A 14,759-nucleotide genomic window follows, 5' to 3' on the forward strand; every position below is an offset into this window, starting at 1 on the left:
ACTTCCCCCGGCTTGAAATTCCGAGAAGGCCCGGAAAAGTGGGGGCACGGTTGTTTTTGGGCACGACCTGCCAGCAGCTCTTATCCGCTTTGATTTAGGCACTGGTTTATTGTCCTGTCCACCCATGCAGTGGTCGACTGATTTCGGACCGTATTTTAAGTTTGTCCACATCGCACCCCCGGAGCACGTGAACACGGCTTTACCGGATGGTTACGGTTAATTTCGACCCTTTTCCGGTAATCCTTTGGCCAGCCGCTAACGCCATTGGCGTCTGGTAGCGCAATGCTGAATGGGGCCGGTTTTTCGAAGGGAGTTACCCACCGGCGGTTTTACAACGGCTTACCAATGTTTGCTTTTGTTTAGAAACCAGAAAAGGCAGCGCGGGTCGCAAAGCGAACATTGATTTAGTTTTTAGCATTGAACCCAGTTGATCCATACCCGCTATCGATAGCGGTTGGTGCAACAGTGGTTGGAATAACCTGCTCATAACACAGGGAAGTTGACTGCTTCACCCCCGTTCCCGGCAAGGAATTCGCAACACTTCGTTGAGGGATAACCCCCATTTACTAGGCCATTCCGCCATCTATAGTTAAAGGGTAATCCCTAACAAGCAATGGAGGCAGTGATGACCGATTTACAAACTGAGAATAAACAGCCGACTCCCGATCCTGCTGAGGACAATGCGTTCTTTCCATCGCCCTATTCTCTGAGTCAGTTTACCTCGCCCAAATCTGACCTGAGCGACGCGAACTATCCTGATCCCTATACAGGCGGCCGCTGGAAGATCCTGATGGTTGGCGCTGATGAGCGTTACCTTCTTACGGACAACGGCACCATGTTTTCGACTGGAAACCATCCAGTGGAAACGCTTCTACCGATGTACCACCTGGACAAAGCCGGTTTTGCTTTCGATGTCGCGACGCTGTCGGGCAACCCGGTCAAGTTCGAGTATTGGGCAATGCCATCTGAAGACGAAGAAGTGAAGGGACTGTTTGGCAAATATCGCGACCAGTTCAAGAAACCTTTGAAGCTTGCAGATGTAGTCGAAAAGGCGCTGGGCAAGGATTCAGACTACATCGGGGTGTTTATTCCGGGCGGCCATGGCGCACTGATTGGCCTTCCTGAAAGCCAGGATATGAAAAACGTGCTCGAATGGGCCACAGAGAATGACAAGTTTATGATTTCACTCTGTCATGGACCCGCAGCATTTCTGGCAGTGAATGATACGTCCACCTTTTCAGGGTATAAGATTTGCGCCTTCCCTGACGATCTTGATGCTCAGACACCCGGCATGGGTTACATGCCAGGTCATCTGACGTGGAAGTTTGGCGAAAAGCTGAAAGCTCTCGGCTTCGACATAGTTAACACTGATATTTCAGGAGCGACCCATCAGGATCGGAAGATGTTGACGGGTGATAGTCCTCTAGCCGGAAATAATCTCGGAAAGCTTGCAGCTAAGGCCTTGCTCGAAGAGGTTGGTAAAGGTTAAGAGGTATGCAAATCGACGACGCGATTCGAACTTCGATAACTATTGAAAGCTGTCAGAGCCTGAAGGCTATTCAGGACGTAGTTCGCTCTTTCGCCAGACAGTACGGTTACGACCGCTATGTGCTGTACTCCGCTTCCTCAATGATCGATGAAATCGTAGAGCGTATTTATTGGGTAGAAGGTGACTGGTTCGGAGATGGCGAGGCTGTCAATTCCACAACCTATATTCGCCGCTGCCCGGTGACACGACACATTTTGGAAACGGACCAGCCATTTTTCTGGACCAAAGTAGCTGATAATTCTGGTGAACGTTATCGCGTCGTTCGCAAACCTCTAGGTCCTGGTATCCATGGCCTGCAAATCCCTGTTTTCGGCTCACACGGACTTGCAGGCGCAGTGAGCCTGGGGGGAGAGAGAATCGATGCATCTCCTCGGGCTCGCCTGTCTATGCATTCAGTGGCAATTACTGCTTTTTTCTCGGCCCGCAGGTTGATGGAGCAACCTAAGGCCGAGGAAACAGGAACGCTGTCAAAACGCGAATGCGAGGTGTTGGCATGGACGGCAGTTGGGCGGCGACAAGCTGATATCGCAGCCACCTTGGGGCTTTCCATTCGCACGGTAGAAAATCACCTTCGGAGAGTGCGTCACCGTCTTGGTGTAGCAACCACCGCCGAAGCCGTGCGATTGGCGATTCGTAATGGTGACATTGAGGGATGATCTTCTCATTACCGGATATGGAATCCGGAGTGGGCACCGCCGGGTGAACATATCCCAGTTCGTAACTGTTTTTCGTTCGACGATGTCTGGAGACACGTTTATGAAAAAGACAATCCTGATAACTGGAGCCGCATCAGGCTTCGGCCGAGGGGCAACATTTGAGCTCGCGAAACTGGGTCATTCCGTCATCGCTGGTTGCCAGATCTGGCCCCAGGTAACCGAACTTCGACAAGCGCTTGCCCAAAAAGGCCTTAAAGCTAAAGTCATCAAGCTCGATGTCCTAGACGAAATCGATCGTCAGCATGCCCTCGGATTTGACGTTGATGTCTTCTTCAATAATGCAGGCATCATGGAATCCGGTTCGATGATCGACATTCCATTGAGCCGGGTGCGATCAGTGTTCGAAACAAATGTTTTTGCGGCACTGGAGATGGCGCAATCGTTTGCCAAAAAGATGGTTGCCCGGAAATCAGGGAAGATTGTTTGGACGTCCTCTGTCGCTGGCTTGGTTAAGGTACCGTGGGATGGAGCATATGCCGCTTCTAAGCATGCCGTGGAAGGCATCTGCTCTGCAATGCGGGAAGAGTTAAAGCCTTACGGAGTACAAGTAGCTACGGTAAACCCAGGTGCATTTGCCACAGGTTTCAATGACACCGGCATGGAATCCATGGATCAATGGTGGGGGCTGGATGAACGCGCTATCGACCATTGGCAGACACGTCCATTGAACAAGCAACATGACCCAGTGGAAATGATTGATGCCATCGTCGACGTTTTGGTTAGCGACAACCACCGATATCGGACTGTTAAACCGGCTTCGGCGGAAAAGATGGCGAGGGAGCAACAAGCAGAGGAATGGGACATTGATGTCTAATACTTTACCTACTCAGATGACCGAGATAGAAACTACAGAGCCAGGGGGGGGGGGCTGAGGTTCTGCAACCCCGGCAGTCTGCTGTTCCAAAGCCATCGCCTAAGGAACTTCTCGTTCGAGTTGAGGCCGCGGGAGTAAACCGGCTGGATGTGATGCAGCGACTCGGCACCTACCCTATGCCGAAAGGCGTTACCCTGACACCAGGATTGGAGATCGCAGGGCGGGTCGTAATGGCCGCTTTTCGAGAGCGGCCAGCACAGTGGTAAGATCGTTTTCAGCGTGGGTGAATGCTGATCCTTCTAGCATTCCTAGGCCATATTTCTGGTATGACGGGGGGTTGGAAATATACTTTGGGCCTCCGGTGAAAAATAGTCCGCTAGTCATCCAGAATACTTCCCGCCTCTGACCTTGCTCCCACCCTCTTCCTATCCCAACAATTAAGCACTACTCAGATGGAGCCAGCGATAGATGGTAAACAAACCCTCTTGCCACAACCGCCGCTAGCGTGCAGAGCGCAATACCATAGAGCCCGGGCCCAAAAGACGCCAACAGTGAGATGAGCCCAAACAACAATAAGATGTGCCGCTTGATTCCAGAAAAAACCAATCGGTCCCTGACAAACCATAAACCGAAAAAGTAGAGAGAAACTGGAATTGAAACGGAGAGCGTTGTCGCAACCTGATTCATGGCTGAGTTGTTCCCCACAAAATCAATGTAGGCTGCCATCCCCGCTCCCACCGCCGCGCCGGCAGAATAGATCAGAAAATGGCCATACCCCCAGACGATTGCCATTTTTACCGAGCTATCTTTTAAATGCCCTTCCCACGAAAAGTAGAGCCACCACATGGAGTAAAGAATAATTAGGCAAGGAATGACGACGTTAAGCATTTTGAGACTGTACTGCCCGCTGTCCGCCAGACTGATCGCAATTGATACCGCGAGAACCGTCTCACCCAGAACAATAATGTTTAATAGCCCGTAGCGCTCTACAATATGCTCTCTATGCCACGGCGTTTTTGAAGTTCGTTCCGCTATAACCGGTACAGCAAGCTCTACCAACATACCCAGATAGAAAAGAGGAAAAAAAAGGCTGCCAAGATCTGATTGGAAAACAACGATTGTGATCCAGTAAAGCTGAGCCATTGCTATGCCTACGGCATAGATAATTGCGGCCACTCTTCTTTCGATATCATTCAGGGCGGCTCGTACCCAAAGCATTACCATAGCCAGCCTCATGATAATGAAGCCGATTAAGACCAGGATAAACTCAGTTTCTGTAAAAATTTCTCTAATTCCGGCGGCCATGATAAGGGCCCCGGTCATAATCACAAAGGTCAGGACTCGGTAGAGGGCGTCGTCATTGTCATAAGCAGATGCGAACCACGTATGATTCATCCAAGCCCACCAGATGCAAAAGAAGGCGGCAAAGTATTTGACTAGCCCTTCCAGAACATGGGCCTCCGAAATGGAATGGTGTAAGCCAGCGGCTGCTGCCGCTATTGCGATAACGGAAACCAGGTCATAGAAAAGTTCGAGAGGCGTAGCCTGCCTGTGGGCTGCATTACTATCCCTTGGGGATAGTGCAGATAAACTCGAAGCAATGTAGCTCTTGAAACCTGCCAATGGCCCTTTCCCCCCGAGATACAAATGCAAACTGGCATTTTGTTGGTCGACCAAGAGTCATTAAATGCTAGACAAAGACTCGAGGCAATGCGGTTTAAGTGTCATTCTAGCGGGGCGAAACAGTTTTGCCCCGATCTGACCCAAACATGAAATCCCTAACTTTTAACGCTTTTGTTTAGCGGCGCCCCGACAGGGGGCGTCCGGTGGAGGCCGGAGGCCAGAACGAACTACAACAACTTGTTATGGGCCCTAGCACTCCAGCGCGAGTCAGAGAGCATTAATCACCACAGCGATCCCACCGATACTCAATAGCGCGCCATAGAACAAGGCCATTTTGTCACTAGCTGGAGCCGAAAAATGTTGGCAAATGAACAAAAATGGCTTCGCGAACGCCGCCTGCTGAAAAACATAAGATGCGAAAAAACCGATTCCTAAAACCAACATCAAAACCCCAGACCAAGTGGGGCCGCCAACATGCACAACAAGAGAGGCTTCATCAGGGCGACTGAAAAACAGAAACCAAATCGCGAATGCAAAGAATACTGCTATCCCAATGTAAAAAGCGGGGTGCTTCATTCTCAATTCAACCTACGCCCATAACAGCTTATTAGTTTGAATTCGCACTAAACCCAGTCGGCTCTTTCAATCTAGACCTGAATCACAGTTCGAATTTCCGATCCATTTCAAAGGGATACTAGCTGCCTTTCCAAGATTCTGCGAACCCGGGCTCTGTCAAAAGTTTGCACGCGGCTTATCTGTGCACATTTCCGCAAGTTAAATCTAGGGGGCTGAAAAAGTTCTTTTCTAAAACAATGACCTACAAGGGTGGCTTGTGAAAAGTGCGCAGCACTGTGCAAATTAAACCGCAAGCATTTTGCGGATTTCAGGTGCTTTTCATTATATGCCCATAAATTCTACAGGCATCTTTGCCGACAACGCCCTCACAGAAACTCAGGTTTAGACCAATTCCTTAGCTCCAGAGAGGATGGCTTTCTTAGGTCTGAACCGGGAAAACGGGCTTGGATTGAGTGCGAGGCGAATGTTCGCTTTTGTTTAGTAGCCGCCCTTGCTCGTTTTGAGAGTGAGGGTCGTAACTCGCGAGTCATCTGAGCTGATCCAAGCCATCCCGGCACTCAATCACGGATTCACTAGTGAATAATCCTTCACAGATCCCTGTCAGGGCGGCTTGGAATCAGATAATCCGCGAGAACCGCTGGCTGGCGCCTTCCTTACGATACAGATCAAAGATCTGGCAGATGGCGCGAATCAACAATCGGCCGGATGGCAGAACCTGCAGGACGTTCCCCTCGTCGGCCACCAGCTCGTCTTTCACCATCGGCGCCAGACGACGCAGTTCGTCGGCGAAATAGCGGTCGAACTCCTCGCCCCACTCCGCAGCAAACTGCTGGCGATCAAGTCGGAACTGGCAGATCAGTTGGCCAATCACCCAGCGGCGGATGCGGTCGTCCCGGCTCAGGCCAACACCCCGGGTAATGGCCAGTTGGCCCGCATCGATAGCCGCTTCCCAGGCTGGCAGGTCGTGGTTGTTCTGGAAGTACGCATCGTCGGTCTGGCCGATGGCGGAAACCCCGAGGGACACCAGATCACAGTCGGAATGGGTGGTGTAGCCCTGGAAGTTCCGGTGCAGACGCCCCGCCCGCTGGGCCACCGCCAGGCTGTCGTCCGGCTTGGCGAAGTGGTCCATGCCGATGTACTCGTACCCGGCCTCGAGCAGGCGGTTGATGGTGTTGTGCAGGATCGTCAGCTTCTGCTGGGGCGTGGGCAGGGTATCCGACAGAATACGGGTTTGCGGATAGAACCGGTCCGGCAGATGCGCGTAGCTGAACACCGACAGACGGTCGGGTGACATCTCGATCACCGCCTCCAGGGTCTCGGCAAAGCTCTCCGGCGTCTGGTGTGGCAGGCCGTAGATCAGGTCCAGGTTGATGGAGCGGAAACCGATCCGACGGGCCTCCTGGAGCACCGCTTCGGTCATCTCCCTTGGCTGGATGCGGTTTACCGCTTTCTGCACCTTCGGATTCACATCCTGGACACCCAGGCTGATGCGATTAAAACCCAGATCCCAGAGGGTCGGCAGGGTATCCTGGTCCACCTCCCGGGGATCGATTTCCACGCTGTAGTCCCGATCGGCCCCGGTCTTCAGGTTGAACAGTTCCCCGTAGCCCGCCATCAGATGCGCCATCACATCTTTCGGCAGAAACGTGGGCGTGCCACCACCCCAGTGCAGCTGCTTGACCGGCCGATCGGCGCCAAACAGGCGGGACTGGATCGCGGCCTCCTTCAGCAACCGCTCGACATAGGGCATCGCCTTGTCGCGTTTCTTGGTGATCACCTTGTTGCAGGCGCAGTAATAACAGAGGTGCGCACAGAACGGCAGGTGGGTGTACAGGGACAATGGCCGGCCACTGGCCTTGCTGCGGGCCGCCGCCTGCACCATGTCTTCCACCGTGTAATCGGAGGTGAACTCCACGGCCGTCGGGTACGAGGTGTACCGGGGGCCACTGAGGTCATAACGGCGGATCAGCGCGTCATCCCAGATGAACGCCGGAAGGTCGTTTGCGGCAGCTGCAACGGCGGTTTCGGAAGCCATAACTATAACTCTGAACGTCGGAATGAATCGGTAAACCGGAAAGTTGGCCCATTATCGCGGACGATTGCCCGTCGCCCCTTGATGCGGGTCAGTTGATGATGACTTTCACTTTAACACCCCGACGTTTGAACCACCCTTGTGCCCTTGGCGTATTCAGGCTACCCCCTTTGGGGCATTCTGGAACCTGTGGAGCACCCTGATATGGCCAACCTGATCCTGATCCTGGGCGATCAACTGACCCCCGACATCAGCGCCCTCGATGATGCCGACCCGACGAGGGACCGGATCGTCATGGCCGAAGTCGGCGAGGAGGCCGGCTACACCAATCACCACAAGAAGAAACTCGTGCTGCTGTTCAGCGCCATGCGGCACTTCGCAGACGGTCTCGAACGGGAAGGTTGGCACGTGCATTACCAGACGTTCCATCCGGACAACGACCTCCAGAGCCTGGAAGCCGTGGTTGCCGACCAGTTGCAAACGCTGGAAGCGGATAGGGTCATCACCACCGAGTGCGGAGAGTTGCGGCTGCACGAACAGATCAGCCATTGGCACGAACGGCTGGGCGTGCCGGTGGAGATTCGCCCGGATACCCGCTTCATCGCCAGCAAGGAGGAGTTTGCGGACTGGGCCGAAGGCCGAAAACAGCTGCGAATGGAGTTCTTCTACCGGGAAATGCGCCGAAAAACCGGCTTATTGATGACGGGTGATGGCCAGCCCGAGGGCGGCCAATGGAACTTCGACGCCGACAACCGGAAAAAGTGGACCGGCAAGCCGCCGGCACCCGCTCCCTTTCGCGTCGAGCCGGATGCCATCACCCGGGAAGTGATCGAACTGGTGGACAAACACCTTGCCGATCACTTCGGCACCACCGAGGACTTCCACTTCGCCGTTACCCCGGAGGATGCCCAGGCGGCGCTCGAGCACTTTATTGATTTTGCCCTGCCCTGTTTCGGTGATTTCCAGGATGCCATCTCCGACACCGAGGACTGGCTGTTTCACGCCGTTCTATCGCCCTACATCAACTGCGGCCTGCTGGATCCCCTGACCGTGTGTGAGGCCGCCGCCCAGGCCTGGTACTCGGGCCGGGCACCGATCAACGCGGTGGAGGGGTTTATCCGCCAGATCCTCGGCTGGCGCGAGTTCGTCCGGGGGATCTACTGGCTGCACATGCCCGACTACGCCAAAGAGAACCGCCTGGGCAACACCCGCCGCCTGCCCTGGTTCTACTGGACCGGCGAGACGAAGATGCGGTGCATGCACAAAGCCATCGATGCGACCCGCCGCAACGCCTATGCACACCACATTCAGCGACTGATGGTCACGGGCAACTTTGCCCTGCTGGCCGGCGTCACCCCCGAGGAGATCTGCGATTGGTACCTGGCGGTCTACGCCGACGCCTACGACTGGGTCGAGCTGCCCAACGTGCTGGGCATGGTGATGCACGCCGACGGCGGCTATCTCGGCTCCAAACCCTACGCTGCCAGCGGCAAGTACATCCAGCGCATGTCCGATCACTGCAGCAACTGTCACTACAAGGTGAACAAGAGCACGGAAGACGATGCCTGCCCCTTCAATGCCCTGTACTGGCACTTTATCAACCGGCACCGGGATGACTTCGCGGGGAATCCCCGAATGGGCATGATGTACCGAAACTGGGACAAGCAGAAACCAGAGCGGCGGGAAGCGCTGCTCCATCGGGCCAACACACTGCTGGACCAGCTGGAGCAGCTTTAACCGGTCAGCCCGTGATGCGCTTTTCGGTCTCCGGGTCGAAGAACACCACTTTCTTCATGTCGAACATCAGCTCGGCGTTTTCGCCCCAGGTCACCGGATGTTCCGGGTCGATGCGACAGTGCACGTTGGTGTCGTTCAGGCGGATCAGGGCGATGACGTCCGGGCCCGTTGGCTCGGTCACCTCGATGATGAACTCCCCCGTGGTCACCAGGGCCTGGTCGACTTTCTGATCCTGAGGCTGGGTGATGTGCTCGGGGCGGATACCAAGCACCACGCTTCTGCCCACGCGGTCGGCCAGGTAATCCGGCACCGGCAGGTTCACGGTGCGACCGTCACCACCCCGCACCTCCGCATACAGCGCCCCATTCCCCTGCTCGACGGTCACAGGCACGAAACTCATGGCCGGGGAGCCCATGAAACCCGCCACAAACATGTTCTGTGGTGAATCGTACACATCCTTGGGGGTGCCCAGTTGTTGCAGCTCGCCATCCTTGAGCACGGCAATGCGGTCTGCCAGCGTCATCGCCTCGATCTGGTCGTGGGTGACGTAAACGATGGTTGTTTTCAGTCGCTGATGCAGCTTCTTGATCTCGGTGCGCATCTCCACCCGCAGCTTGGCGTCCAGGTTGGACAGCGGCTCGTCAAACAGATAGATGCGCGGGCGGCGTGCCAGGGCACGCCCCATGGCGACCCGTTGCTGCTGGCCACCAGACAGTCGCGACGGCTTCTTGTCGAGCAGGTGGGAAATCTGCAGCAGGTCAGCCACGCGTTCCACTTCCTGCTCGATCTGGTCTTTCGCCATACCCCGGATCTTCAGGCCAAAGGCGATGTTCTCGCGCACGGACATGGTGGGATACAGGGCGTAGGACTGAAACACCATGGCGATGTCCCGGTCCTTCGGCTCGACGCCGGACACGTCCTGGCCATCGAGCACGATTTCACCGCCGGAAATCGATTCAAGCCCGGCGATGGTGTTCATCAGCGTGGATTTACCGCAACCGGACGGGCCGACCAGTATCAGAAACTCCCCCGAGGAAATATCAATATCGATACCTTTGAGGGTCTCCTCGGCCGCTCCGGGATAGGTTTTTCGGATGTCACGCAGTTCCAGTTGAGACATTGTTGTTTTCCTCTCAGGTCAGCCTTTGACAGATCCGGCGGTCAGGCCCCGGATGAAGTATTTACCCGCCACGATGTAGACCACCAGTGTCGGCAACGCCGCAATCATGGCCGCGGCCATATCCACGTTGTATTCCTTGACGCCGGTGCTGGTGTTGACCAGGTTGTTCAGCGCAACGGTGATCGGCTGGCTGTCACCACTGGCGAAAACCACCCCGAACAGGAAGTCGTTCCAGATCTGGGTGAACTGCCAGATCAGCGAGACCATGAAGATGGGCGTGGACATGGGCAGGAGAATGCGGAAAAAGATGGTGAAGAACCCGGCGCCATCGAGCCGCGCCGCTTTGATCAATGCATCGGGAATGGCCACGTAGTAGTTGCGGAAAAACAACGTCGTGAAGGCCACCCCGTATATGACGTGCACCAGCACCAGCCCCGGCGTGGTGTTCGCCAGCCCGAGTTTGCCGAGCGTCGCAGCCATCGGCAGCAGCACCACCTGAAACGGCACGAAGCATCCGAACAGCAGAAGCCCGAACAACAGGTCCGACCCGCGGAATTTCCACTTGGCCAGCACATAGCCATTGAACGCTCCCAGCAGCGTCGAGATCATCACGGCCGGAACGGTCATCTTGAATGAATTCCAGAAGTAGCCGCTGATGCCATTGCACTGAACGCCGGTGCAGGCCTCGGACCAGGCCTTGGTCCAGCCAATCACGGTCCAGTCCGTGGGCAGCGCCACCAGGTTGCCGGTACGGATATCCATGGGGGTCTTGAAACTGGTCACCAGCATGATGAACAGCGGCACCAGGTACACCAGGCACGCGAGGATCAGCACCCCGTAGATGGCCAGCCGGCCCGGGCGGAACGCGTTATTGAAGTGATCAGTCATGCCGCTTCTCCCTCAGTTCCGAATACAGGTAAGGCACGATCAGAGCCAGTATCGCTCCCAGCATCAGCATTGCGCTGGCCGAACCCAGGCCCATCTGACCCCGAGTGAACGTGTGGGCGTACATGAAGACTGCCGGAAGATCGGTGGAATAACCGGGACCACCGGCCGTCATCGCCATGACCAGGTCAAAGCTCTTGATGGCGATGTGCGCCAGCACCATGACCGCACTGAAAAACACCGGCCGGAGAGTCGGCAGGATGATCTTCCAGTAGATGAGTGGCAGGCTGGCGCCATCAACCCGGGCCGCCCGGATGATCGACGAATCGACCCCGCGCAGACCGGCAAGAAACAACGCCATGACAAACCCGGAAGCCTGCCAGACCGCCGCCATCACGATGGTGTAGATGGCCAGGTCCGAATTCACGAGCCAGTCAAAACTGAACGATGTCCAGCCCCAGTCGCGCATCAGCTTTTCGATACCCAGACTCGGGTTAAGAATCCACTTCCAGACCGTGCCGGTCACGATCATCGACAAGGCCATGGGATAGAGATAGATCGTACGGATGGCCCCTTCCTGGCGGATACGCTGATCCAGGAAAATGGCCAACAACACACCGATCAACAGGCAAATGGCGATGAACATACCACCGAAAATGGCGAGGTTCCGGGAGGCGGTCAGCCACCGGTCATTGGCCATAAGCTTGGCGTACTGATCAAAACCGACAAAGTCGTAAGTGGGCAGGAAGCTGGAACTGGTGAACGACAAGACACCGGTCCACAGCATGTAGCCGTAGATGCCAACGCCGATCAACAGGAAAGTCGGTGCGACCACCAGCTTCGGCAACCAACGCTGCAGGCCGTCCAGCAGTCGTGACGGAGCACTGACGGCCCGAAACGGGCGCCGCTGAATCTGTTCCATGAGAGTTCTCCCGAATGAACCGGAGAGCCACCCGGACGGGTGGCTCCTGACGGCTTTACTTCGCGGCCTGAATCGCAGCGGCCAACTGATCCGTGGCCTTCACCGGATCCTTGTCGCTGGAGTTCACGAAGTTGGTGACAACATCAAAGACCTGCCCCTGGATGTAGCTGGTGGTCGCCAATCCGTGGGCCAGGCTCGGCACCAGTTCACCGGTGTCGGCGCTGCTCTTGAAGGTCTCCATGGAGGCCTGGGCGCAGGCATCAAAGTCGGACATATCCATGTCGGTCCGAACCGGGATGGAGCCCTTGTTCTGGTTGAACACCGTCTGGAACTCGGGCTCGAGAATGGTACGGGCAAGGTCCTTCTGGGCCGCCACGTTGTCCTCATCGCTGAGACTGAACATGGCGAAGGAATCGACGTTGAAGGTGAACTCACCGGCGGTCCCGGGGGCCGCGGCACACAGGTAGTCCTCGCCCGGCGTCAGGCCGGCGGCGGTGAATTCGCCCTTGGCCCAGTCCCCCATGATCTGCATGGCGGCTTCGCCACGGATGACCATGCCGGTTGCGGTATTCCAGTCCCGACCCGCCGCATTGTCATCGACGTAGCTCATGACTTTGGCGAACTTGGCAAAGACGTCTTCCATCACGGCACTGTTGATCACGTCCATATCGTGTTCAACGAAGGCTTTGCGGTAGGTGTCGCTGTCCATGACGGCCAGGGCCACGGCCTCGAAGACGGTGGCGTCCTGCCAGGGCTGACCACCATGGGCCAGCGGAATATAACCGGCGGCCTGGAGTTTGTCGGCGACGGTAAAGAATTCCTCCAGTGAGCCGGGCACTTCAACGCCCACCTTCTCCATCACCTCCGGATTGACCCAGAGCCAGTTAACACGGTGCACGTTGACGGGCACCGCCACGTACTCACCTTCGTACTGCATGACCTCGGAGATCATGGGTGGCACCAACTGATCCCAGCCCTCCGCTTCGGCGACGTCGTCCAGACTGGTCAGGAACCCCAGCTTGGCCCACTCCCGGATATCCAGGCCCTTGATCTGGGCGGCCGCCGGAGGGTTCCCCGATACCGCCCGGGTTTTCAGCACCGTCATGGCAGCCTCACCACCGCCCCCGGCGACGGCAAAGTCCTTCCAGGTGTGCCCCTGCTCTTCCATCATCTCTTTCAGGGCCGCAGCGGCCCGGGCCTCGCCTCCCGCGGTCCACCAATGCAGAACTTCCACTTCCCCCGCCTGGAGCGACGTCGCCGGGAAAAGCGCGGCAGACATCGCTACCGCAGACAGAGTTTTCTTGAAGGTGTTCATAGTGACTCCTTATTGTTGTTTGCGCTCAGAACCAGACTTCCATCTGGGTCCCGAAGGTCCATTGGCTGCTCTCGAAATCGCGGTCCGCGCCCAGGGCATCGCCGGCTGCATAGCCTTCGAGCTCGTCATCCCAGGTGGAATAACTGGCGAACACACGGATCTCGGGGCGGTTCCAGAAGCCTCCAACCTGGGGCTTGAAGGTGGGTGCCACGGTAAAGCGGCTGTAATAGCCATCCACGTCGTTACGTCCCTGATACCCCAGCGTTGTGAGGTCCATGGTCTGCCAGGATGCTTCGTACTGCATCTCGAAATTGGCGGTCAACTCCTGGGCCAGCCGGGCGTTGAAGGTGAGCCACTGGTATTCGTCACCCTTGATGTACCGGTCTTTGCTGGTTTCGGCAAGGATTGCTGGAGCAACACGCCAGGTCTCGCTGAGGTAGGTGGTGCCGTAGACCGCCAGACGGGTACTGACGGCATCCTCGTGAAGGTCGCCATCGGCACCAATGTTCTTGGTTTCGGCGCCCAGACCCTGGCCATGGATGACCGCTGCCTTGAAGTTACCGTCTGACAAACCAAAGAAACTGTCGCCGTGATAGGCCAGCATGGTGTGCACGCCAGTCTCTGCGGCCTCAGTCACCCCGCCAACCACCCGCAGGTCGTTTTCCTGGGCCTTCATGCCGCTGATCAGCCACTCCACGTTTCCGAAATAGTTGTTGGCGGTGAGGATCAGGTTATCGGTGCTGTGCTCTTCATCGGAGAAAGACTCGGGATCGGCGGGAAATTCACTGAAGCTGCGACCATACAGGGAGAAATTGGAGGTCACGCCGTCGGCAAACCGGACGTCGTATATACCGGCGCCCAGGCCCCCGAGAAAGACGATATCACTGTCCAGCCAGTGGATATCGAAATCAAGGTCCCGGTCGAAACGCTTGCCAGCCCAGATCGAGGCGTCGGCAAAGATGCCCGTAAAGCTGGCCAGGTCACTGAACTGAACGTAGGCCTGACGGACGTTAAGTGCCCCGTCGCCTGCCGTCCAGTCATTCGAGGACGTGGTGGAATCGGCGATCATCAGTCGGTAGTGGGACTTGGTCCCGTTCTCGGCCACCTGTCGGTAATTCAGGATGGCTTCAAGGTAGGTATCCGGCTCGTTACCGAGGCGGCCAACCGCCCCGCCGACGGAGCCGGCAGGCGTCAGGTAGGGCCCACCGGGAGCGCTTTGCAGATCGCCATTGAGCAGCAGTCCGGAACGGGCATAGGTATTGAATGAAAACCCCTCATCGCCGGTAGCCCGGGGCTCAACGTCCGCCAGCCTGTTTTCCAGGGCCTCAAGGCGCTCCTCGACACTCTGTTGCTCCTGGGCGTGCACTGGCGTGGCTGCCAGTGCCAGCGACAGCACGGCCGTTGCAACGGAAAGGGGTTGATCAGCGAACCGGACCCGGACAGGGCCCTTCGTAGCGTGAAACATAGTGA

12 protein-coding genes and 1 pseudogene are annotated in these 14,759 nt (G+C 56.5%); 5 read left to right on the top strand and 8 right to left on the bottom strand.

Annotated elements, in window-relative coordinates; all coding sequences use genetic code 11:
• The first annotated feature begins 625 nt into the window (after nt 1-625).
• The 4 genes and pseudogenes from hchA to KXD86_RS07590 all read left to right on the top strand — a co-directional run.
• On the top strand, nt 626-1,489 hold the full coding sequence (gene hchA / locus KXD86_RS07575; protein WP_218635432.1) for a glyoxalase III HchA: 864 nt from the start codon (nt 626-628) through the stop codon (nt 1,487-1,489).
• A 5-nt stretch (nt 1,490-1,494) separates the two neighbouring features.
• Complete coding sequence (locus tag KXD86_RS07580; protein ID WP_218635433.1) at nt 1,495-2,205, top strand: PA1136 family autoinducer-binding transcriptional regulator; 711 nt, start codon at nt 1,495-1,497, stop codon at nt 2,203-2,205.
• Nucleotides 2,206-2,305: 100 nt separating this feature from the next.
• Nucleotides 2,306-3,079, top strand: coding sequence for an SDR family oxidoreductase (locus KXD86_RS07585; RefSeq protein WP_218635434.1), 774 nt, complete (start codon nt 2,306-2,308; stop codon nt 3,077-3,079).
• Nucleotides 3,072-3,309: pseudogene (locus tag KXD86_RS07590) on the top strand (alcohol dehydrogenase catalytic domain-containing protein); the annotation flags it as partial. The gene KXD86_RS07585 and the pseudogene KXD86_RS07590, both read left to right, overlap by 8 nt.
• Nucleotides 3,310-3,523: 214 nt before the next feature.
• On the opposite strand, the gene KXD86_RS07595 reads toward KXD86_RS07590, so the two are convergent.
• The 3 genes from KXD86_RS07595 to hemN all read right to left on the bottom strand — a co-directional run bounded on the left by KXD86_RS07595 (nt 3,524) and on the right by hemN (nt 7,313).
• Nucleotides 3,524-4,702 (bottom strand): low temperature requirement protein A, encoded by a 1,179-nt coding sequence (locus KXD86_RS07595; RefSeq protein ID WP_218635435.1) that lies wholly within the window; start codon nt 4,700-4,702, stop codon nt 3,524-3,526.
• Nucleotides 4,703-4,969: 267 nt separating this feature from the next.
• Complete coding sequence (locus KXD86_RS07600) at nt 4,970-5,278, bottom strand: hypothetical protein (protein WP_218635436.1); 309 nt, start codon at nt 5,276-5,278, stop codon at nt 4,970-4,972.
• A gap of 616 nt (nt 5,279-5,894) precedes the next feature.
• Nucleotides 5,895-7,313 carry an oxygen-independent coproporphyrinogen III oxidase gene (gene hemN, locus KXD86_RS07605; RefSeq protein ID WP_218635437.1) on the bottom strand — a complete coding sequence of 473 codons (1,419 nt, stop codon included), beginning with the start codon at nt 7,311-7,313 and terminating at the stop codon, nt 5,895-5,897.
• 201 nt (nt 7,314-7,514) lie between these two features.
• Between hemN and KXD86_RS07610 the strand changes: the two genes are divergently transcribed.
• Nucleotides 7,515-9,047 carry a cryptochrome/photolyase family protein gene (locus tag KXD86_RS07610; RefSeq protein WP_218635438.1) on the top strand — a complete coding sequence of 511 codons (1,533 nt, stop codon included), beginning with the start codon at nt 7,515-7,517 and terminating at the stop codon, nt 9,045-9,047.
• Nucleotides 9,048-9,051: 4 nt separating this feature from the next.
• Here the strand turns inward: KXD86_RS07610 and KXD86_RS07615 are convergent, their stop codons facing one another.
• From KXD86_RS07615 to KXD86_RS07635, 5 genes are read right to left on the bottom strand one after another with little or no spacing between them, the layout of a single operon-like run.
• Entirely contained in the window at nt 9,052-10,167 is a 1,116-nt protein-coding gene (locus tag KXD86_RS07615; RefSeq protein ID WP_218635439.1) for an ABC transporter ATP-binding protein, read from the bottom strand.
• Between the two features lie 18 nt (nt 10,168-10,185).
• On the bottom strand, nt 10,186-11,055 hold the full coding sequence (locus tag KXD86_RS07620; protein WP_218635440.1) for a carbohydrate ABC transporter permease: 870 nt from the start codon (nt 11,053-11,055) through the stop codon (nt 10,186-10,188).
• Nucleotides 11,048-11,974 carry a carbohydrate ABC transporter permease gene (locus tag KXD86_RS07625; protein WP_218635441.1) on the bottom strand — a complete coding sequence of 309 codons (927 nt, stop codon included), beginning with the start codon at nt 11,972-11,974 and terminating at the stop codon, nt 11,048-11,050. The genes KXD86_RS07620 and KXD86_RS07625 overlap by 8 nt, the downstream gene beginning before the upstream one ends.
• A gap of 55 nt (nt 11,975-12,029) precedes the next feature.
• Nucleotides 12,030-13,289 (bottom strand): ABC transporter substrate-binding protein, encoded by a 1,260-nt coding sequence (locus tag KXD86_RS07630; protein ID WP_218635442.1) that lies wholly within the window; start codon nt 13,287-13,289, stop codon nt 12,030-12,032.
• A 25-nt stretch (nt 13,290-13,314) separates the two neighbouring features.
• On the bottom strand, nt 13,315-14,754 hold the full coding sequence (locus KXD86_RS07635) for a carbohydrate porin (protein WP_218635443.1): 1,440 nt from the start codon (nt 14,752-14,754) through the stop codon (nt 13,315-13,317).
• Nucleotides 14,755-14,759 lie beyond the last annotated feature (5 nt).

Source organism: Marinobacter arenosus (assembly GCF_019264345.1).
Taxonomy (GTDB): domain Bacteria; phylum Pseudomonadota; class Gammaproteobacteria; order Pseudomonadales; family Oleiphilaceae; genus Marinobacter; species Marinobacter arenosus.

Excerpts from the sequence above, each read along its gene's own strand:
- KXD86_RS07635 (WP_218635443.1), bottom strand. The coding sequence starts at position 14,754 with ATGTTTCACGCTACGAAGGGCCCTGTCCGGGTCCGGTTCGCTGATCAA.
- hchA (WP_218635432.1), top strand. The coding sequence starts at position 626 with ATGACCGATTTACAAACTGAGAATAAACAGCCGACTCCCGATCCTGCT.
- KXD86_RS07630 (WP_218635442.1), bottom strand. The coding sequence starts at position 13,289 with ATGAACACCTTCAAGAAAACTCTGTCTGCGGTAGCGATGTCTGCCGCG.
- KXD86_RS07615 (WP_218635439.1), bottom strand. The coding sequence starts at position 10,167 with ATGTCTCAACTGGAACTGCGTGACATCCGAAAAACCTATCCCGGAGCG.
- KXD86_RS07585 (WP_218635434.1), top strand. The coding sequence starts at position 2,306 with ATGAAAAAGACAATCCTGATAACTGGAGCCGCATCAGGCTTCGGCCGA.
- KXD86_RS07610 (WP_218635438.1), top strand. The coding sequence starts at position 7,515 with ATGGCCAACCTGATCCTGATCCTGGGCGATCAACTGACCCCCGACATC.
- KXD86_RS07580 (WP_218635433.1), top strand. The coding sequence starts at position 1,495 with ATGCAAATCGACGACGCGATTCGAACTTCGATAACTATTGAAAGCTGT.
- KXD86_RS07625 (WP_218635441.1), bottom strand. The coding sequence starts at position 11,974 with ATGGAACAGATTCAGCGGCGCCCGTTTCGGGCCGTCAGTGCTCCGTCA.
- hemN (WP_218635437.1), bottom strand. The coding sequence starts at position 7,313 with ATGGCTTCCGAAACCGCCGTTGCAGCTGCCGCAAACGACCTTCCGGCG.
- KXD86_RS07600 (WP_218635436.1), bottom strand. The coding sequence starts at position 5,278 with ATGAAGCACCCCGCTTTTTACATTGGGATAGCAGTATTCTTTGCATTC.
- KXD86_RS07620 (WP_218635440.1), bottom strand. The coding sequence starts at position 11,055 with ATGACTGATCACTTCAATAACGCGTTCCGCCCGGGCCGGCTGGCCATC.